Genomic DNA, 19,790 nt, shown 5'->3' with positions numbered 1-19,790 from the left:
TTATGGAAATGAGACATGTTAAAACATTTTGCGCCATTGTGAAGTATGGTAATTTTTCTAAGGCTGCGCATGCGCTAGGTTATGCGCAATCTACTGTTACAGCACATATGAAAGCTTTAGAGAACGATTTACATATTCCTCTTTTCGATCGGTTAGGGAAAAAAGTGCTACTTACAAAAGCAGGTCATCAATTTCATCCTTATGCATTAGAATTACTTTCAATATATGAAAAAGCGCAAGAAATCCCCCAAAATACAGATTATTTAGAAGGTACATTAAGTATTACATCTAATGAATCATTAGCGGTATACCGATTACCACAATTATTACGTACTTACAAACAGAAAAATCCAAAAGTAAATATCGTACTTGAAACAAACACAAATGAACAAGCATTACAAAAATTACGTGAAGGAGAAACAGACGTTGTCTTCATAATTGGAGAAAGTATAGAACATAATGATTTTATTACGCGTACTTTTAGTAATGAAACATTTGGATGGATTTTACCAGCTTATTCCTCTGCACATACAAATCCATTCCAGTTATTACAGGACACCCAGTTCATTTTTACAGAACAAAGCTGCGGCTATAGGCCAATGGTAGATTGTTTTTTACGTCAAAGTGGAAATATTCCAGCTAAAACATTTGAAACTTCCAATGTTGAAGTAATTAAACAATCCGTTATGTGTAAGTTAGGCATTTCAATTCTTCCTTATATTGTTGTACAAGAAAGTTGTCAAAAAGAACAACTATGTTTTCAGCCTATCGAAACTCCAACAGTTATTCAAAGTCATGTAATCTATCATAAATCTAGATGGATTTCCCCGGTGTTACAGTCGTTTCTTTCCTTACTTGAACGAGACTAAAATATTAAGATGTACATAGAAAAAGAGTAATTGCCTAATAAGCAATTACTCTCTTTCATTAATTAGTATACTATTTATTAGTCTGTCCCCCACCTGCAATTAATTTACTACCTGAATATGTACCTTTGTTCATAAACACTTGATTAATTAATTCTTTTTGCTCAGCTTCCGACATTACTCCTTTTCCTTCTCCTAAATTCCCACTTTGTAATTTCCAAATCTTATTGTGATCCCCATCGACCTTTTCATATTTTCCTTGTTTCCATCGTTCTAAAATTTCTACATATGTACTTCCCTGCACAAGATTATTACTCTTTACAATATCAATTAAGCTTTCAATCCGCTCTTGTGTAATAAAAATATAGCCCCACTTTTGATCAGCTTTCGCTTTTTGATGTGCCATTTCATGTAATGCTGTCTGTATGTTCTCATCTGTCCATTTAAAATTTTTATTAAAACCACTATTCGGCAATGAATAATTTCCATTTTCTAAAAGCTTTGCATCTTCTGCTTTTACGTTACTATCAGCTAATACTTCTACTGCTGGAGCAGCTGGTGATACCTTTTTCGCAGCTGGTTTACTATTATTTAAATAATGCAGCATACCATATGTTAAACCTACTCCGATTACCGCCATACCAGCTAGAATACCGATTATTTTAAATAGTGTTTTCATCGCGCTTGTTTCCTCCCAAATTTCTCTGTTCTGACTACCTAATTATTTCTTATATAAAAACTGTTACTTCATTCAAAATATCGCATCCCCTATCATATTATTTATATATACTTCCTCATATTGTATTTCTTTTTCTTTAAAATTGAAAGATTATTCTGTTAAATAATGAAAATATTCTACAAATTTTTCCTTTATATTTATAAAGAAACAAAAAACAACGAGCGCGTTCTACAACACTCGTTGTTTTTACTTTATGCACGATTTTCTTTTAACCACTTCGTAATAGCATCTAACTTCGAAACATCAAAACGTCTTTCTTCACACACGTTCAAATTTTGTGAGTTTCTCACTATTTCTAATTCATTATTTCTTACACTTTTTGCCTCAATTAATTTACAATACCCATCTGTAACAGTATTTAAATTTTCATAATAACGCTGAAACGATTTTGATATATGTAAATGTTTTTCGAAGTTTCTTCTTCTTTTCGTCTCATCAGATACTTTCCGCTTTCTAAGTTCTTCATCGTTCGTATATAAATAAAAATATTGATCTGGAAAACCAATTTCCCTATTTATCATCTTTTCTTTATAAAAATTTTCTATTAAAGATAATGGCTGATTAAATATATCAAAATGAAAACACCAATTATAACTAAGTGGCTGATATATATCGCCATCGAGTATTACTAATTCATATTGCTTTGACTTCTGAACAGCTATATTCCAGCGCTCAACTTGTTTTTCAAAATACCATGTTCTATGTTCATTTTTTGGCCTTTCAAATAAAGAATTCACTTCAGGTATTATATAAGCACCATAATTCTTTTCTAATTCACGGCACGTGGTACTTTTACCAACAGCGCTTGCTCCCTCAAATGCTATTATCCCCATAGTTTCTTCCTCTTTCATTAACTAAAATTTCGTTGTTTCGCTTTTCTTCCCCATAACTTTCTCCATAAAACAATTGAAGCGACAGTGAGCATGATTGTTGTAATGATACTACCTTCAATTCCGAACGTGCCTCCATGCAATGTTTCTGGTCCATTTGTTATAGACTTAAAAATTGGAGTAGAATATACAGTTGTGCCACTAACTGCAAAACCATATACATTATATTGAGCCCAGTTCCAAATTGAGTGCCATGCACATATTCCCCACAGACCGTCTTCTTTCAATACATATAAGGCTGCGAAAACACCCACTAATATTATATTCGATATAGATAATATTGTAATTCCTGGATTAAGTAGATGAAGAAATCCAAATAAAAATGAAGTTACAATTATTCCAACCCATATACGACTTCTAACAGAAAGAACCGGGAATAACCAACCTCGTACAATAATTTCTTCCGTTGCCCCTTGTATTAAAAATGCAACTAGAGATCCTACTATTCCTACTATCACTGTTGAGGTAATATGTTGTACTTGCAATTTCACACTCCCCATTAATAATAGTAGAATAACTGGCGTTGAAATAAATAAAAACCCTATTAACGCACCTTTTAAATACTTTCTCATCCATTTCTCTTTCCAAAAGCCAATGGATGAAAAAGGTCTTTTTTCTACAAAACGAACCCATATAAATAAAATAAATATAGCTCCGCCAAACGTTAACACCATTCTAACATTGTCATAAATACCTTTCATGAATATCGTTTCAGCTTTCGGTAAAAATAACATAAATAACATAAAAAGTTCGCCTAAAGTCAAAAATATAATGGCTAATATTACAGCAAAGACTGGATGGACCTTTTTTCTCCCTGCTTTTGCTGCTTCAATTATTATAAATGAATTATTTTTCACTTTCTTTTCTCCTTTTATAATATTTAACTACCAACAGTAACCAACCATATTTTACCACAAAAAATATATTATTAATATTTACTCTAAGTTTTTCTTACATGATTTTGCATAAATCCCAATTAGGAATAATATATAAATAAAAGAGGTGCCTTTGTGCCTTTACTATTATCACCCAGATTGCTCAGTGGTATTACCAGCACTTGCTATTTCCCACCATTTGTTGTAAGATAGTAATTAAGGTCAATTTAACACTATATTTTCTTTGCATATTATCAAGTATCAATCAGGGACAGTTTGTACTCCTTATGGGTTTTTGATAATATGTGAAATTTTATTTTCATTCAAATAAGGCCGATCATATTGTAATTTTTCTACTTTTAGGAGGCATTACCATGACATTAACAGGTAAAGTAAAATGGTTTAACAGCGAAAAAGGTTTCGGTTTCATCGAAGTTGCAGACGGTAACGATGTATTCGTTCACTTCTCAGCTATCACTGGCGACGGCTTCAAGTCTCTTGACGAAGGTCAAGAAGTTAGCTTTGAAGTTGAAGAAGGTAACCGCGGACCTCAAGCTAAAAACGTTGTAAAGCTATAATTCAAACAATAAAAAGGTTGTTACCAGCAAGGTTAACAACCTTTTTAATATATAACTAAAATTTTTTACATAAAAGGAGTGGTTACATGTATCGCAATCGAAAGAACGATGTAGCAGAAGTACCACCAGAACAAACCCCTGTTTGGGAATGTGAATCAGAGGATTGTTTAGGATGGATGAGAAAGAACTTTTCATTTGAAGAAGAGCCTAAATGCCCTTTATGTAAAAGTAGCATGAAAAGCGGAGAACGTTTATTACCTAAATTAGGTTAATTTATAATAAAAAAAACCTCTTTTAATCAAGAGGTTTTTTTATTATAAATTTATGTCCTCAACATCAGTTCGCACTATAGAATACAATAATGCATCGTGTTGCTTATTTCCTTGATGAATATATCCGCGCAATAGCCCTTCCTTTTGGAAGCCAATTTTAGATAACATTCTACAAGAAGTAACATTTTCAGGATATGTAATAGCTCCAATTCTAAACAAACCTAAATCTTTAAATCCATAATCAATAATTTCTCCAGCTGCTTCTGAAGCATAACCATTTCCCCAATAGCGAGGATGCAGATCATATCCAATCTCAGATCGTTTACTCCATAATTGTAAATTGTTTAGTCCAATTGTTCCTATTAAAACGTTCGTTTCTTTTAACACAATTCCCCATCGTATTGCCTTTTTCTCAAAGTAATTTTTTGAAAAAGATTCGATCATACGTGAAGCTTGTCCAAACTCCGTAAAAGAATTCATACCGTAGTAACACGTCACTTCATCCAATGAAAAGATTTCATATATTTTTTGACAATAAGATTGTTCTATTTCAACTAAACGTAAGCGTTCTGTTTCTAATATAGGAAATGCCATAGGATCACTCCTTTCTCTCTACTCATTCATTATATCAGAAAAAATATGTATAATTAGTAAAGTCCTTATTGTTCCATAAATCAAACATTTCTAATGGCACATTCTCTCTTAATTCTATATACACGAATTAGATACCTTCTGATTGCACCTCAAACATCACGCTATAATTTCCATAAATCGAATTTTAAATTATCAAGAACTGTAAAGAAATTGTTTCTTCATTTTCTCCTTCTAAACAACCAACCTACCCCATACATTTATGGTGAAATATAGTTAATATATTATTTTATTGTGGAGGTGCAAATTTCCTATGTATATATTCATCGGCTTATCCCTCTTACTCATATTACTTATTTTTTTATTCGCAAAGAAATTCACACCAAACTCATTCATGATGACTAGCTTTAAAGGCAATAGCTTTACGACATTTTCAATCGGTATTTTAATCGCTGCCATACTCTCACTTTCATATGGAACTTATCATGCAGTAACATATCAACCTGGTTATTTAGATATTAAATTAAAAAATCAAAACTATACTGTTTTCGGTAATGTAGGCGAATTCGGTTATTTCTCCGAAGAATTATTAAAAAAAGATACAGAAGTACAACTATATTTCATCTCTTGGAAAACAATACAGTTAAAAAATCCGGTAATACTTATAGAATATCCTTCAGGAAAACAAGAAACATGGAAGCCAAATATCGTATCAATACCGGTAAATAAATTACAGGAAAAACATGATATAAAAGATATTTATCAACTATCACCGTATTCATTTAAAGAGTCTGGAGAAATAACATTAACAATAAAAGAAAAAAATGTAAAAAACAACAAAATTTCCATTCAAATAAAATAAATAAAAACTGTTCCTCCATTTTGCTGAAGAGACAGTTTTTATTTATTCTACAGTATTATTTATTTAATATATCCATTATTTCATTGGCTATATTCTTTCCATTTCCAATACACGCACCAATTCCGACACCGTAATATGAGGCACCAGCTAAATATACATTTGGATAAAGATTCGTCATTTTTTCTTGCAATGTTTGAACCGCTTGATTATGTTCTAAATGATATTTCGGCATTAAATCTTTCCAATTTGTAACTTCGACTACTTCTGGTTCACCTTTAATTCCAAGACTCTTTTCAATATCATATAAAGCTACTCGTACTAATTCTTCTTCACTATAATTTTTGATTGTTTCATATACCGGATTGGTGCTCTTATAAAACATTCTTACTAATAATTTTTGTTTACCCGATGTATGTTTCCACTTTCGACTTGTCCATGTACAAGCATCACAATGTAAATCACTGTTTTCCGTTACAATAAACCCTGTGCCGTCAGCTGGTAGTTGTTCATCTAGTATGTCAAATCCTAAGTAAATACTTATAAGAGATGAGTTTTTAAATGTATTAAACTGCTCATTTAACTCATTAGACTGTAATAAAGTTTGTGCTATATCATGTGGAGCTGCTAAAACAACATAATCAGCTTGTATTGTTTCATGATTTACAAAAGAAATCTCATATCGATTTTCTTGTTTACTTACAGCCGTCGTTATAGCACCTTTTTTTACGACAGTTTCAGTCAGCACTTCTTCTAAGCGATTAATTATCGTAGATAGTCCACCTTTAAATGATACGAATTTTTTATTTCCTGCTGATTGAAATTGTTTTTTATTCTCTTCAAAACCTTTAATAATACTTCCATACTTATTTTTATAATCTAGTAAATATGGTAATGTAGATGCCATTGTAAGCTCATTCAATTTACCAGAATATACGCCTGAAAGCACAGGAGCAATTTGTCTTTCCACTAACTCTTTCCCTAAGAAACTTTCTAAAAATAGAGCAAGTGATGTATCTTTCGTAAACTCTTTATTTTTCGTTATGAAATCTTTTAAAGCTACGATTTTCCCTTTCGTTGAGACTAGTGTACTGCTAAACAACGACCGGGCGCTCATCGGTATCCCAAATATAGTATCAGAAGGAATCGGATGTAACATGTTTTCAGAATATATGTAAGAAATACCCGTTTCATTATATACCATTTCATCTTCTAAATTTAAATCTTTTACAAGTGGCATAACATATTCATTACGAGCAACGATTGAATCCGCTCCTGACTCCATAATGAAATCCTTTTCTTCCACACTATGGATTTTTCCACCTAAATACTCTTCTTTCTCAATAAGAATTAAATTTAAATCGATATTATAATCCTTTTTTAATTTTTCTAAATAAAACATAGTAGAAAGTCCCGTTATACCTCCACCGATAACAACAACTGTTTTCATATGTGCTGCGCTCCTAACCGATACAATTAATAATTCCTTTTTATTATAACCAAAAGTCCTTATATTCGACTAGCAAGTTGCGCATTCTGTAAGAAATTAGACAATATATTTGAATATATTTTCAAATTACCTAATAAAAAAGAACTATAACATATACAAACCACGTCATAGTTCTCTTTATTTTAAAAACATAAAGTAATTGATTAATTTGTCTAGTTCTTGACTCAATGCCAATACTTTTTCATGTTGAATTCCATAATCCGATACTAAATATAAAAGTTCTTCTTTTTTTATTTCAATTACTTTTTCTAATTTCGCTAGTTCCATGTCGTTTTACATCTCTCCAAAAATAAAATGTATGTATTTCAGTATAGCCTACTTACATAATTAGTAAAAGTAAAATACGCATGTAAAATCTTACATATTTGAAAAAATAATATACTACTAACAAAAAAAGAAACTAGATTAAGCTTCCTTTTACAGATTATTGACGTTCATTAAGAATGAATAACATACCGGAATTTTTCTAATGTTATATCTTTATAATTTGGAGCTCTCTTTATATGATTAAAATAACTAGCAATTGTAGCTGCTCCAAAATGCGCATGCCAAATATCATTTGTTTCTTTTTTGCATTGAGAAATAATTGAAAGGCCGCCTTTTAAAATACTTTTGTTTTCCATTTTCTTTCTCCCCTAATAAAAATCACTATATTTTCATCCTAAAGATGGTGTCAGTACAAATAAAATGTGATTCGATTCATCACTTTTATTCAAAAATCGATGCTTCACATTCGGTGGAATACGTACAACATCGCCTTCTTCTAAAAAATATTCTTTTCCCTCCAATTCCACGTACACTTCCCCTTTCATAATAACAGCAATCTCTTCCTTATCTTCATGGGAATAATGGCTTTCTGTTGTGTTTGCTTGTTTATTTAAATCCATCATTAACATTTCAATACGTGCTTTCATAAAATCAGGTGTTAATACATCATATACAATGTGATCATTGTTTTCCCGATATACTTTTTTTCGATCTTTTTTCTTAGAAATGAGCGAATCTGTATCAATATCATTAATAAAAAGTGTAAACAGCGGTACATTTAATGCTTTTGCAATTAACTCCAAAACATTTAAAGAAGGATTAGCATGTCCTCTTTCAATTTGGCTAATTAGTGATGTACTAATCCCTGCATACTCAGCGAATTCACGAATTGTCATATTATTTTTCTTACGATAACTTAATACTGTTTGTCCAAGCCTATCATGTATCATAGTAAAACTTCCTTTCGTCCATCATAATGCATATTTCATTGTCTTTGTGCTGACATACTAAACAAAGGCAAATAATCCTTTCCTATTATCTCCGGGACTTATATACTTACTTTTGTACATTATATCGCATTAAGTTTATTATAATAAACATTCTATCGGAGGAACAAACTTTGAAATCACCTATTCTTTCATATTTCATCTTATTTTTTGGTGTATTCGCCTTATCAACTTCAGCAATTTTTGTAAAATTGGCAGATGCTCCTGCGACAATCATTGCTTTTTACCGATTATTCTTTGCCACACTAATCCTGTTACCGTTATTACTATTTAATAAAAATAGTCGAAATGAGCTAATAACTTTACCGAAAAAACAATGGGCACTTGGATTCGTATCTGGGCTATTTTTAGCTGCACATTATGTACTATGGTTTGAATCATTACAATATACTTCTGTAGCAAGCTCTACAGTTATCGTAACGTTACAACCTTTGTTCTCAATGATTGGTGGTTATTTTTTATTTAAGGAGAGATTTACGAAAGGAGCGGTTATTGGTTGCCTCATCGCTATTTCAGGTAGTATCATCATTGGCTGGCAAGATTTCCAAATTAGTGGAGAAGCTTTATATGGAGATATTTTAGCATTTATCGCTGCCGGTATTATTACTGCTTATTTTTTCATTAGCCAACACGTTCGTAAAGATTTGTCACTTATACTCTATTCGGTAATTAGTTATGGAAGTAGTGCTGGCTTTCTTGGCATATTTGCTTTTACGCAACAAGAATCTTTCATCCATTACTCTACACAAACTTGGTTGTGTTTTATTGGATTAGCTTTCATTGCTACAATTTTAGGACAAACCATTTTTAATTGGTTATTAAAATGGATGAGTGCTACTGTAATTTCAATGAGTATTTTAGGTGAAACAATTGGCACTTGTGTGCTAGCGTACTTTATATTACATGAGACTATTTCTTTACAACAAGGACTAGGAATTACCGTTATTTTTATTGGTTTAGCATTATTTTTATTACAGCCAAATTCTAATGAAAAAGCATGACAGTATACTGTCATGCTTTTAACTATTCATTATGTACAATTAAACCATTCGGTCTAAAACGACTCATCATAATTTCATTAATAAACTTTCCGTGAGCTTTCAAATTCCCTATCTTTACTCCCTCTTCTACAAATCCAAATTTTTCATATAAAGCTTTTGCTTTTGGATTCGTTTCTAACACACCTAGTTCTACTCTCTCTAACATTAACCAATTATCAGCCAGATCAAGCATCTTCGTAAGAAGTACTTTCCCAATTCCTTTATTATGATATTCACTGTCTACCCCAATGAATAGATCGCCTGAATGAGATCTTCGGCCCGGACTTTGTGTTAAACCTACAAACCCAACAACTTCTCCATCATATTCTGCAACAAATTCAAATTGATTTTGTGCTAAATTTCGAATTCTATTTTCCATAGCTTCTACACGCATGCTAGGTAGGAAAACCATATACGGTAAAACGTCATCCTGTATACATATACGATGAATTGCTCTAGCATCTTGTATTTCTACTGCTCTAACGTTGATCCCCATCTTTCTCTCCTCCATATAAATAACAATATATTTGTTTGTGTGTATTCTAGAAACATGTATGAATGACCTTCTCACTCGTATTTCTTTATGTCATTTTTACATAATTATTTCGATATAACACTTATTTTCCAAAAAGATTAACAAATATGGATTTGGTTAACTTTTCACCTCGTTATATAAATCAAGTAAATTTTCAATTGGAATACCATTTAGTTTCATCCCGACTATATTACAATTTTCTATTTCAATATTTTTCAGATTACTGTTACTTATGGTGCTACCTTCCAAGTCACATTTATCGAATAAAATAGGTTCCTTCTCATCTCCGAGACTTGTATTTTTGAATTGTACTCCACCTAAAGTCACCAAATTAAATTTACTGCCAGAAAGATTTAAATCTGCATATGATGACCTTCTAAAATTTATATTTCTAAACTTTGATTGACTTACATTGCAATTACTCATATTCGTATTCATTATATTGCTACCAACAAATGAACTGTTTTTTAAATTCACTTGATAATACCCTGTATTTGCTAAATTACAGTTTTCGTATTGACTATTTTTCATATCTTTATTTGTAACTACACTCGCTTTGTTTGAGCTTGTTTTTATTCTTTTCACGTAACAATACTCATCTTCCGATTCAAAAATCATTTGGTAGCCCATCTTTTTATAAAAGTGATGATTATTAATTTGTCTACTAGATGTTTCGAGATCCCAAATCTTTATGTTTGGATATTCCTTTTCTATTAATTTCATAACATGTGATCCAATTCCTTTTCCTTGATAAACAGGATCTACAAAAATACGATCAATTCGACCGTACGACTTACCAGAAATCGTAACTATTATCCCTCCAATTATTTCTTTATCCATTACAACTTTGAAAGAATCCAATTCTTCAATGGAATATTCCATCATTTCAACTGAAGAATATCCTGGTGGTTGAATGTTATAATCAATGACATCATCTTGTCCATATAGCCATTGTTTTGCTTCTGCATCAAATGTTCTTTTCATTATTTCTGTTAATTTCTCAGCATCTAAAATTGTAGCTTTTTCTATAGATATCATTGTTGTTTTCCCCTTCATTATTACAAACCGACAACTGTTGTGAATGCTATAATTATCAATTCACTTTTATTTTTAATGCTTTTCCCATTATTACATATGGAGTATCATTTGTACTTGGATGAAATGACTCCAATACATTTACCCAATCTAATCTTTCATATAACGAACGTGCTTTTTCATTGTTTACTTGTGTTGTTAAAACACTCGTTCTATTTGAAAGCCCTTCTAGTAATTTATTATGTAATTTCGTTCCAAGACCTTCATTTTGATATTGTGGGTGAACTGCTAACTCTACAAATTCAAAACAATCTTGTAACCATTCGTCTACTTGCTCTAGATGTAACGCTTCTCTCATTAATTGATTATAGTACTGTCCCTCCATTGAGCGATAACCATAAGTAAAGCCAACTACTTCATTTTCATCATTTATTGCTACTATACCTTTAAAACCTGTATATTCTATATGCCTATTCATTCGTTCGATCATTTCATTGAAATTTGTTTTCTCAAATACTTTACAATACAATTTTGCCATATCCCCAATTAAGATCTCATCTTTTTCAATGCTTATGAATTTCACTTTATTCCCCCCCCTGTTAAAACATTTATATCCTTATTCTTTTAAAAACAAAGAAAATTAATACTAATCACTCTCTTTTCTATTAAACTACAAATCACCCTATATTTTCCACAATCACTTAGTATTAATGAATAAAAGAAGAGACCATGTAATGTAAACATGTTCTCTTCTTTTATTCATTTTCAATTTTATCCCGCTATTTTCCAGGTAGTAAGACCCCCACCTCAAAATTCAGCGAAAGCAAAGAAGTTAGGTGGGGGTCGGGCTAATAATCAGCGGGGGCTGACACCCCACTGATTAAAGTTTCACTTTATATAATTAAAAATTAGATATTACTTAAGCCACTCGTTGCAAGTATTACTTAACTGCTGTAAATCTTCTATAAATTGACTCGCATCATATCCATCACAAACCGAATGATGTACTTGCAATGAAACTGGTAGCATAACCTTGTTTCCTTCGTTAAAATATTTCCCACAAGTTATAATTGGCAATAGAAAATTTTCATCATTATTAATATTAAGATTAAATCCAGTAAAACTAGTCCAAGGTATACTAGAAATTGGAAATACATTAGGCGGAATATTTTCTTTCGTGAAAAAACCATGAACACTAGCATAGCATCTCATATCGTCTTCATAATTCTTATAGAAAGTGCGGAAATCCCTTGAATAATCCGTCCATATACTTGAAAAAGACTTATCATCTTTATGAAAGATCGTATAACTCGGTATCATTTCCTCCCAATAGCCTAAAACTCCTTCATCGTTAAAACATGTTCGAAATTTTTTATGATTATTTACTACTCTAGAAATTAAATATATAAAAACGGGATAAAATTTTATTCCCTTTTTATATACTTCCTCTAATAACATCGTGATATCAACATTAACAGTCATACTAAATGTACATTTCAACTTTAAATAATGCTCAAAATACTGCTCTCTATTCCAATCTTCTCTATCAATTACATGAAACTTCATTCTAATAGCCTCCTAAAATTTTCTTTTTATTTTAGAAGGCTAATTCCCTTGCTTTCACCATAATTGTTCACTCCTAACAGTTTACAATTCACCCTAATTATTTATTTAATTATATAACATATGTAAGAATCAATTCACATATTTCTGGAAATCCATCCACATACTATAGATAAATCAAATAAAATTTGGAGGATACATACATGAATAACAAAAATATGAATAAAAAAGAAAATGTTACTGAAAACACTACATCTATTCAAAATAATAATACTGCAAACCTTACTATCGAAGAACAAGCAATGAACGGCTTATACGGAATGCCCGAAACAACAATTGAAGATGCTGATCACGCTGCAGCTGATGATTTGACTTCGAAAAATTAATTAACTACATTGAAAAAAGCCAAGGAAAATATCCTTGGCTTTTTTAACTAGGCATCCACCTTTTGTATTTCTTCACTCTTTCTTGAAAGTTTACCTGGCCAAAAAGCAAATCGGCCTAACACAACTGTAATTGCGGGTACAAGTAACGGTCTTACGATAAACGTATCTAGTAATACGCCAATTGCAGTTACAATGCCAAATTGAACTAATACTTGAATTGGAAGTGTGCCTAACACTGCAAAAGTTCCTGCTAAAATTAAACCTGCCGATGTAATAACACTACCTGTTTGTATTACACCATTTTTTACTGCATCCAAGTGATTTTGTGTCTTTCTGTTTTTCCATATTTCTGAAACCATAAAGATATTATAATCTTCACCTAAAGCAACTAAAAATACGAATGCGTACAACGGTATCGCACCTTGAATGGCCGGCGATCCCATACCGTAATGAAGTAATATCCATCCTGCTCCTAACGCTGAGAAGAATGATAAAACGACAGTTACAATTAAATAAATCATCGCAACAACCGATTGTAAATAAACAAGTAATAGTAAAGCGATAATGCTAATCATTACTGGAATAATTACTGATTCATCACGTTCAGTAATTTGCTTTGTATCATATAATGAAGCTGTTTCTCCACCAATCCACAATTGCTCTTCAGCATTACTAATCCCAGCATCTTTTAATACTTTTTCTACATTACTTTTCAATTTAGGAATTTGATCTAACGCTTCAATTGAGTATGGATTTTCCGCTAAAGAAACTTCATACATTTGTATTTTCTTATTTTCTTTTCCCTCTTTTGGCTCTTTCACTGTATTTACGAAAGAAAATTTCTCTAGTTCTTGTTTAATAGGAAGCTCTTTTCCTTTCGTATCAACAACCACTTTTACTGGTGCTAGTTCACCAGCTGAGAAATGATCACTAATTAACGTAAACCCTTCACGAGAAGGCATATCCTTTGGAAACGATTCTAATAAGTCATATGTGTATTGAATACGTGGTACGAACGAAGCCAATCCACCTAATACAAACACAGTTAGCATAATTATTGTCCACGGTCTTCGGACTACTACATCTCCAAGTTTTTTACTAAAGGAGCCTTTTGATTTTTCAACTTTTACAGCCCTCTTTTTCTTTCTTGCAAACTCCTCATTCATTGAAGTTGTTCTCGGTATAAACGGGAAAAATGCAATTCTACCGAAAATTAATAATAGTGCTGGTAAAATCGTTAAAGCTGCGATTCCCATTATAAATACAGCAACACTAAATGGTACTGCAAATCGATGAAAGGCACCATAATGAGCAAGTAATAATGTTCCTAATCCAAGTACAACAGTTAACGCACTCATTATTATTGCACCGCCAGAAGCTTTAATCGCAAGTTGCAATGCTTTATATTTACTTTCTTCTTCTAACAAGTACTCTCTATATCTCGAAATTAAAAATAGACAATAGTCCGTTCCAGCACCAAACAATAATACTGTCATAATTGATATCGCTTGGGCATCTACTTTAATCCATCCGTGATCAGCTAAAAAACCGAGTGTAGGACTAATAATACCGTATGCAAAGCCAACAACAAGTATAGGTAAAATCGCTAAAATTGGTGAACGATACAGTAAAATTAACAAAACTAACACTAGTAGTACAGTAGCCACTAACAATTTCACATCTGCTTGACTAAATAAACTAACTGCATCCGTTTGAATACCTACAGGTCCAGATAATCGAACATGTAAACCAGATTCACTTATTTTTTGTTTAAATGGATCTTCATCCACCTTACTATTCACTATTTTTCTAAACTCTTCAAGATTTCCTTTTAATATATCCGTACCAGCAGATTTATTAAAGAATACCGGTGTAACAAATGATGTACCATCTTTTGATGCACTTTTTGATAATACTTGCTCTGGAATTGTATCAAATGGCGGTAACGTTGATTGTTCTTTTAAAGGACTAGCTTTTAACTCTTTATAAACGTCTTGTATGAGTTTATAATCCTGTGACTGTAATCCACCATCTCTATACCATACTACTAACAACGGATTCCCTGCATTATTCGGAAACTCTTTTTTCATAAGCGCTTCCGCTTGCTGTGACATAGCTGTTTCAGGTAAATTTTTTGGATTCGGTTCTTTCGTACTGTTTACTTGTGGTAACGTAAATGAAAGTAATAATGTAATAAGAACCCATACCGATAAAGTGATCCATTGCGTATTTTTTCCTGCTACAAGCCTCCCTAACATATGTAACGGGTGCTTTTTCATAAAAACCCACCTTCCTTTTTTCCTTCATTATTAATTATATATACTGGTAGGTTAATTAATCAAGAATGATTGAAAATTATGTTATAATTATCTCAAGAATAAATGTCAGGAGCGAATGGATTTGGAACAAAAACAACGTCCTCTCGGAAGGCCACGGCAAAATAAAAATACAAAATCTACAAAAGAAACCATTTTAGAAGTGGCAACTCGCTTATTTCTTACACAAAATTATCAAGTCGTTTCTATGGGTGAAGTCGCAAAAGTTTGTGGTGTTACGAAAGCAACCGTCTACTATTACTATTCAACAAAAGCCGATTTATTTACCGCTACTATGACCCAAATGATGATACGTATACGAGAGAATATGTCTCAAATACTCTCTACAAACAAAACTTTAGAAGAAAGATTATTAGACTTCGCCAAAGTTTACTTACACGCAACGATGGATATTGATATGAAAAATTTTATGAAAGATGCTAAAATGTCGTTATCTGAAGAACAATTGAAGGAATTAAAAAACGCTGAAAATAATATGTATGAAGTGCTAGAAAAAGCACTCGATACTGCGATGCACATGGGAGAAATTCCGAAAGGAAACGCTAAATTTGTGGCTCATGCTTTCGTATCTTTATTATCAATTGGGAATTTTAAAGATGAAAATCACAATCCTATTCTGGCAAATATAGATGAATTAGCACAAGAAATCGTTTCTTTTTATTGGAATGGGTTAGGTCATTCATATTAAACTGATTTACTTTAATAAAAGAGCATGTTTAATTTTTTCAAACATGCTCTTTTATAATTTATTTATATACTAATAATCAGATTATACTTCAACGTCACTTAACAAAAAACTCCATTTTAACTTTACAAATTTTGAAGTTGAACATTTATATTCTCCTTACTTAATCCCCCATGGTAACAAACTACAGATTCAATATGTAAATTTAAATACTTCTTCAAAGACTGCTTTGCTTCCTTAATATTTATAGTTGTTGGGGCGTGAATTCCTCCTAACATCCCATTCACACTATACATAGAGTCTCCTGCAATAAGAATTTTGCTTTGTTTCAAATATAAACTAATATGACCCGGAGTATGCCCTGGAGTATGAAGAATTAGTATTCCACCGCAATACGGAAGTTCTTGCCCGTCAATCACAGTATCACTCACTTTTCCTTTTGGGCGGTTCTCTACATTTCCGTCCTTCAATAAAGGTAAATCCCCCTCGATATATGGCTTATCTAGTTCGTGCGCATAAACTTTAATATTACTTCGACAGCGCTGCAACAACTCCGGAAGACTACCTATATGATCAATATCCTGATGCGTCAAAATCACGACTTTTAACTTATCAAATGATACCCCAACCTTTTCCATCTCTACTTGTATATCTTCAATTTGTCCTGGGAAACCCGTATCTATTAATACTGCCATTTCATCATCCCATAAAAGAATTGGATGAATAACAAATTCTTGAAATTCAAGTTGTAACATTTCTATCCCTTTAGCGATCTCCATACAGCCATTCTCCTTTATATTAAAGTTTAAAAATATGTACGAGTAAACTGAAAATATAAAGTGAAACTTTAATCAGTGGGGGTTTTACTGCCCGGCAAATAGCGTGATAAAGCTCCTCTATCTTATAATATGTTTTGTCATACCAATAGAGAATGCCTCAAACCCTATAGATTCATAGTAAGATTGCAATTTTTCTACACACATAAGTTGTGGAATAACCTTGTTTTGTTCACAGTGCTGGATTAATCGTTCCACTATTTCTTTTCCGATGCCACTAGACTGATATTTTGGCAATACACCAACTCCACAAATAATGCCTGTTATGACTCCATCTGATATGACACGCCCCATCCCTACTAACCTCTTATCATCAAAAACATAAATTGCATACCAACTTTGCTTACACATTCGTTCTAACTCGTTAACAGTTAATTTAAGAGAATTCCATTCTAAAGATTCGTATAAGGATAATAATCCATTAAAATCTGTAGGATGTTCACTTGTGTAGCGTATACTATTTTCCATGTAAATACTCCCTATTCTCTGGCTTGTTTATATTTCATAAAATTCCCATTACACAAATGTGATCGATGTAAAAATAACTAGAACAAACTTCAATAAGAAAGATAGAATTCCTTCTCAATATAAAATAAAAAGAAGTTATCTCACTTAAGATAACTTCTTTTATATAAGACTCTCATTATATTATCAACCAAAAAATATACAACTGCATACGATTAGCACAAACAAAACTAATAAACCATTTGAGAAATAACCCATTGAATACTACCCCTTTATTAAATTATGTAAAAGATTTTATCATAAAATGATTTACAACTTAATAACTGAAAAAGACATTGTATTCATTAGTTACGTATATTTAGTAATATTTTAATTTCCAGTCATATTCTCCTTATCTAAAAACACTTCTCATAATCCTATACTTAAATTCTTATAATCTCAAAACAATAAATAAAGAAGACCTCGACATATCGATGTTTTCCTTTCAACTATGCTAATTGCTAACTCACGTTTTTTTATTAAATAGATACAAACCTTTCACAAACAGGGCATATAAGAAAAGCATTCCCTACTGCATAAATATATAATCTGAACATTAACACATTTCCTTTATATTCTTTAAATCTCATCTTCAGTTATTTTAATAGCTTTCTTATTCAAAAATAGATTTTTAAAAATTCCTACTCCCACAATTAATAAACCTATACCAACTAATTTATTTACTTGTAATGGAATACTCTCCATTCCAAATAATCCAAATGTATCAATGCATAACGCAACGACCAATTGAGTAATAAGACTAATTAGCACCGTATATGCTGGACCTAGACTCTTTATTGCACCCATTATACAAATAATTAACCCGATACCAAACAGTCCACTTACATAAAACAAATAATTTGCAGTATACACTTTAATGTTAATACTGTTTTCTGTAATGATATAAAATAGAATAGAACTAATGAGACCTATTCCAAGGACACATGTAGTCGTTAACCACTGTCCTACATTTTCATTTACTTTTGCATTAAAAACAGATTGTACGCTAATTAATATTCCTGCTAATATAGCTAAACTAAATCCAATCAAAATCTTCCTCTCCCTTTCATTGCTCATATATATTATCTTTAGCGACTTCCTTCATTCTAGAAAAATCTTTAATTACAATAACTCCATTACTCTTTTCAATTAGCTTTTCATTATAAAATCTTTGTAATACCCGAATTACGTGCCTATAACTTACCCCTATAAAATCTGCAATACTCGTTACTGAAGTTGCATCCAAATCCCCTTTATACATATTCCCGTTACTATCTGTTGAAATTGAAAGCAAATAACTAGCTACACGTACTTCTACAGGATAAAGTAAATTAAGAGCAGTAAAACGAGTCGATATTTTTAACGTGTTCGCAATGTTTTCAAGCAAGAACTTTATAAATATAGGATCATGTAATAACTTGTTTCTAATAACCGTATTAGAAATAGAGATTGCTACAACATCTGAACAAGCCTCAACGACATTATGTGCTTTGCTATTTTGAATTAGTTCAATATCACCAACAATGGCCAATGGATTGATAAAGCGAAGAATTAGTTTCTTCCCTTCAGGTGTAATCGTATAAACTTTTACTTTACCTTTAACAACAAAATATAAACGATCCATTTCGTCATCTATATTGCAAATGAGCTCGCCTTTTTCAAAGTGATTTAATTGAAAATAAGCTGTATCTATTTCTGAAAAAACCTCGAGCGTTTTATTGGTTTTCAAATAATGCGTAATTAAACCTGATCTATCCTCCATATTCATTTCTCCTTTCATTTACATATTAAATACAACAATACCTATAATCATTATTATTGTTCCCACAATATGATATCTCTCCATCTGTATCTTTTTCATTTGAAATAATCCTTTCATCTCAATAAAAGTTGCTGTTAATAATTGAGCAACCATAAGTGTTCCCGCTGTTACTGTAACTCCCATTGCATGTATCGCTACTGTTTCTGCACAAATGATTAACCCACCAAGTGCACCAGCTACTAAATATATTTTTTTCACACTCTTTAAATCCGTTATTTTCTCTTCTTTCTTTAACAAAAATACAGTTGTTGCAATAATAAAGCCAATTAATAGTTCTAATGCAATCTCTTTAATATAAATTGGTCCTCCTGTTTCATTCATTAGTAAATTGTAAAACGTCATTACGATAACCATCCCAAGGCACATCATCATGCCAAATTGGAGGTTTTCCTTTCTTGTTGTTGGCAAATTTCATCATCCTTTCTCTTTGAGTCTTTGTCATTATATCGACATTGGAAACCCCTTCGTAAGTGAACATTTTGTGAAAAAATTTAAAACGTTTTCATTTTTTCCTTTCTACTCAAATTCTCACTTTTACTTATAGAGGATATATATATCGCAATGTTGAATTACTAAATTTAACATTGCATTATA

Annotated in this window: 25 protein-coding genes; 7 read left to right on the top strand and 18 right to left on the bottom strand. The window is 31.6% G+C overall.

From position 1 onward, the window contains the following. Window positions 1–2 precede the first annotated feature (2 nt). On the top strand, window positions 3–869 hold the full coding sequence (locus tag ACTFRY_RS15815) for a LysR family transcriptional regulator (RefSeq protein WP_000425900.1): 867 nt from the start codon (window positions 3–5) through the stop codon (window positions 867–869). 70 nt (window positions 870–939) lie between these two features. Here the strand turns inward: ACTFRY_RS15815 and ACTFRY_RS15810 are convergent, their stop codons facing one another. The 3 genes from ACTFRY_RS15810 to ACTFRY_RS15800 form a co-directional block, all read right to left on the bottom strand. Beyond that, on the bottom strand, window positions 940–1,545 hold the full coding sequence (locus tag ACTFRY_RS15810; protein ID WP_000853594.1) for a PRK06770 family protein: 606 nt from the start codon (window positions 1,543–1,545) through the stop codon (window positions 940–942). 251 nt (window positions 1,546–1,796) lie between these two features. Next, a complete protein-coding gene (locus ACTFRY_RS15805) occupies window positions 1,797–2,456 on the bottom strand; it encodes an AAA family ATPase (RefSeq protein ID WP_136986240.1) in 660 nt (219 codons plus the stop codon). Beyond that, window positions 2,456–3,352, bottom strand: coding sequence for a CPBP family intramembrane glutamic endopeptidase (locus ACTFRY_RS15800; RefSeq protein ID WP_000794817.1), 897 nt, complete (start codon window positions 3,350–3,352; stop codon window positions 2,456–2,458). Before ACTFRY_RS15800 ends, ACTFRY_RS15805 begins: the two co-directional genes overlap by 1 nt. Window positions 3,353–3,744: 392 nt before the next feature. Between ACTFRY_RS15800 and cspD the strand changes: the two genes are divergently transcribed. Together cspD and ACTFRY_RS15790 are read left to right on the top strand one after the other, a co-directional pair. Continuing rightward, a complete protein-coding gene (gene cspD / locus ACTFRY_RS15795; RefSeq protein WP_000176366.1) occupies window positions 3,745–3,948 on the top strand; it encodes a cold-shock protein CspD in 204 nt (67 codons plus the stop codon). 86 nt (window positions 3,949–4,034) lie between these two features. Then, window positions 4,035–4,220 carry a cold-shock protein gene (locus tag ACTFRY_RS15790; RefSeq protein ID WP_000286203.1) on the top strand — a complete coding sequence of 62 codons (186 nt, stop codon included), beginning with the start codon at window positions 4,035–4,037 and terminating at the stop codon, window positions 4,218–4,220. Window positions 4,221–4,262: 42 nt separating this feature from the next. Here ACTFRY_RS15790 and ACTFRY_RS15785 read toward each other — a convergent pair whose 3' ends face one another. Further along, entirely contained in the window at window positions 4,263–4,814 is a 552-nt protein-coding gene (locus ACTFRY_RS15785) for a GNAT family N-acetyltransferase (protein ID WP_000885387.1), read from the bottom strand. Between the two features lie 310 nt (window positions 4,815–5,124). On the opposite strand from ACTFRY_RS15785, the gene ACTFRY_RS15780 reads away from it, so the two are divergent. Next, window positions 5,125–5,673, top strand: a complete 549-nt coding sequence (locus ACTFRY_RS15780; RefSeq protein WP_016117897.1) for a hypothetical protein — start codon at window positions 5,125–5,127, stop codon at window positions 5,671–5,673. A gap of 55 nt (window positions 5,674–5,728) precedes the next feature. Here the strand turns inward: ACTFRY_RS15780 and ACTFRY_RS15775 are convergent, their stop codons facing one another. The 4 genes from ACTFRY_RS15775 to ACTFRY_RS15760 form a co-directional block, all read right to left on the bottom strand. Beyond that, entirely contained in the window at window positions 5,729–7,120 is a 1,392-nt protein-coding gene (locus ACTFRY_RS15775; protein WP_098616767.1) for a protoporphyrinogen oxidase, read from the bottom strand. A gap of 177 nt (window positions 7,121–7,297) precedes the next feature. Continuing rightward, window positions 7,298–7,447, bottom strand: a complete 150-nt coding sequence (locus ACTFRY_RS15770) for an aspartyl-phosphate phosphatase Spo0E family protein (RefSeq protein ID WP_000417698.1) — start codon at window positions 7,445–7,447, stop codon at window positions 7,298–7,300. 170 nt (window positions 7,448–7,617) lie between these two features. Next, window positions 7,618–7,803: a hypothetical protein gene (locus ACTFRY_RS15765; RefSeq protein WP_000428905.1), complete on the bottom strand. Its 186-nt coding sequence runs from the start codon at window positions 7,801–7,803 to the stop codon at window positions 7,618–7,620. Window positions 7,804–7,836: 33 nt separating this feature from the next. Beyond that, window positions 7,837–8,397, bottom strand: coding sequence for a helix-turn-helix domain-containing protein (locus tag ACTFRY_RS15760; protein ID WP_000581041.1), 561 nt, complete (start codon window positions 8,395–8,397; stop codon window positions 7,837–7,839). 170 nt (window positions 8,398–8,567) lie between these two features. Here ACTFRY_RS15760 and ACTFRY_RS15755 point away from each other — a divergent pair, with 170 nt between their 5' ends. Next, window positions 8,568–9,455 carry a DMT family transporter gene (locus tag ACTFRY_RS15755; RefSeq protein ID WP_000841807.1) on the top strand — a complete coding sequence of 296 codons (888 nt, stop codon included), beginning with the start codon at window positions 8,568–8,570 and terminating at the stop codon, window positions 9,453–9,455. A 22-nt stretch (window positions 9,456–9,477) separates the two neighbouring features. Here ACTFRY_RS15755 and ACTFRY_RS15750 read toward each other — a convergent pair whose 3' ends face one another. From ACTFRY_RS15750 to catA, 4 genes are all read right to left on the bottom strand, one after another. After that, a complete protein-coding gene (locus ACTFRY_RS15750) occupies window positions 9,478–9,990 on the bottom strand; it encodes a GNAT family N-acetyltransferase (RefSeq protein WP_000512622.1) in 513 nt (170 codons plus the stop codon). A gap of 156 nt (window positions 9,991–10,146) precedes the next feature. Further along, window positions 10,147–11,085, bottom strand: coding sequence for a GNAT family N-acetyltransferase (locus tag ACTFRY_RS15745; protein WP_001999770.1), 939 nt, complete (start codon window positions 11,083–11,085; stop codon window positions 10,147–10,149). Window positions 11,086–11,122: 37 nt separating this feature from the next. After that, window positions 11,123–11,647 (bottom strand): GNAT family N-acetyltransferase, encoded by a 525-nt coding sequence (locus tag ACTFRY_RS15740; protein ID WP_000668805.1) that lies wholly within the window; start codon window positions 11,645–11,647, stop codon window positions 11,123–11,125. A gap of 332 nt (window positions 11,648–11,979) precedes the next feature. Then, window positions 11,980–12,630: a type A chloramphenicol O-acetyltransferase gene (gene catA, locus ACTFRY_RS15735; RefSeq protein ID WP_000668529.1), complete on the bottom strand. Its 651-nt coding sequence runs from the start codon at window positions 12,628–12,630 to the stop codon at window positions 11,980–11,982. A gap of 200 nt (window positions 12,631–12,830) precedes the next feature. Here catA and ACTFRY_RS15730 point away from each other — a divergent pair, with 200 nt between their 5' ends. After that, entirely contained in the window at window positions 12,831–13,013 is a 183-nt protein-coding gene (locus ACTFRY_RS15730) for a DUF4021 domain-containing protein (RefSeq protein WP_001060657.1), read from the top strand. Between the two features lie 47 nt (window positions 13,014–13,060). On the opposite strand, the gene ACTFRY_RS15725 is transcribed toward ACTFRY_RS15730, so the two are convergent. Beyond that, window positions 13,061–15,292: an MMPL family transporter gene (locus tag ACTFRY_RS15725; protein WP_098616766.1), complete on the bottom strand. Its 2,232-nt coding sequence runs from the start codon at window positions 15,290–15,292 to the stop codon at window positions 13,061–13,063. Window positions 15,293–15,413: 121 nt separating this feature from the next. On the opposite strand from ACTFRY_RS15725, the gene ACTFRY_RS15720 reads away from it, so the two are divergent. Next, entirely contained in the window at window positions 15,414–16,037 is a 624-nt protein-coding gene (locus tag ACTFRY_RS15720; protein WP_000436044.1) for a TetR/AcrR family transcriptional regulator, read from the top strand. 122 nt (window positions 16,038–16,159) lie between these two features. Here ACTFRY_RS15720 and ACTFRY_RS15715 read toward each other — a convergent pair whose 3' ends face one another. From ACTFRY_RS15715 to ACTFRY_RS15695, 5 genes are all read right to left on the bottom strand, one after another. After that, window positions 16,160–16,813 carry an MBL fold metallo-hydrolase gene (locus ACTFRY_RS15715; RefSeq protein ID WP_003311938.1) on the bottom strand — a complete coding sequence of 218 codons (654 nt, stop codon included), beginning with the start codon at window positions 16,811–16,813 and terminating at the stop codon, window positions 16,160–16,162. A gap of 117 nt (window positions 16,814–16,930) precedes the next feature. After that, window positions 16,931–17,338, bottom strand: a complete 408-nt coding sequence (locus ACTFRY_RS15710; protein WP_000431733.1) for a GNAT family N-acetyltransferase — start codon at window positions 17,336–17,338, stop codon at window positions 16,931–16,933. 615 nt (window positions 17,339–17,953) lie between these two features. Continuing rightward, window positions 17,954–18,424 carry a DMT family transporter gene (locus ACTFRY_RS15705; protein WP_000579022.1) on the bottom strand — a complete coding sequence of 157 codons (471 nt, stop codon included), beginning with the start codon at window positions 18,422–18,424 and terminating at the stop codon, window positions 17,954–17,956. A 16-nt stretch (window positions 18,425–18,440) separates the two neighbouring features. Beyond that, on the bottom strand, window positions 18,441–19,136 hold the full coding sequence (locus ACTFRY_RS15700) for a Crp/Fnr family transcriptional regulator (RefSeq protein WP_000390202.1): 696 nt from the start codon (window positions 19,134–19,136) through the stop codon (window positions 18,441–18,443). 18 nt (window positions 19,137–19,154) lie between these two features. Next, a complete protein-coding gene (locus ACTFRY_RS15695; RefSeq protein ID WP_098616765.1) occupies window positions 19,155–19,604 on the bottom strand; it encodes a DMT family transporter in 450 nt (149 codons plus the stop codon). Window positions 19,605–19,790 lie beyond the last annotated feature (186 nt).

Source organism: Bacillus cereus group sp. MYBK195-1, assembly GCF_051916605.1.
In the GTDB taxonomy this organism is placed as follows: domain Bacteria; phylum Bacillota; class Bacilli; order Bacillales; family Bacillaceae_G; genus Bacillus_A; species Bacillus_A cereus.
This window is presented reverse-complemented; position numbering and strand designations above follow the sequence as displayed.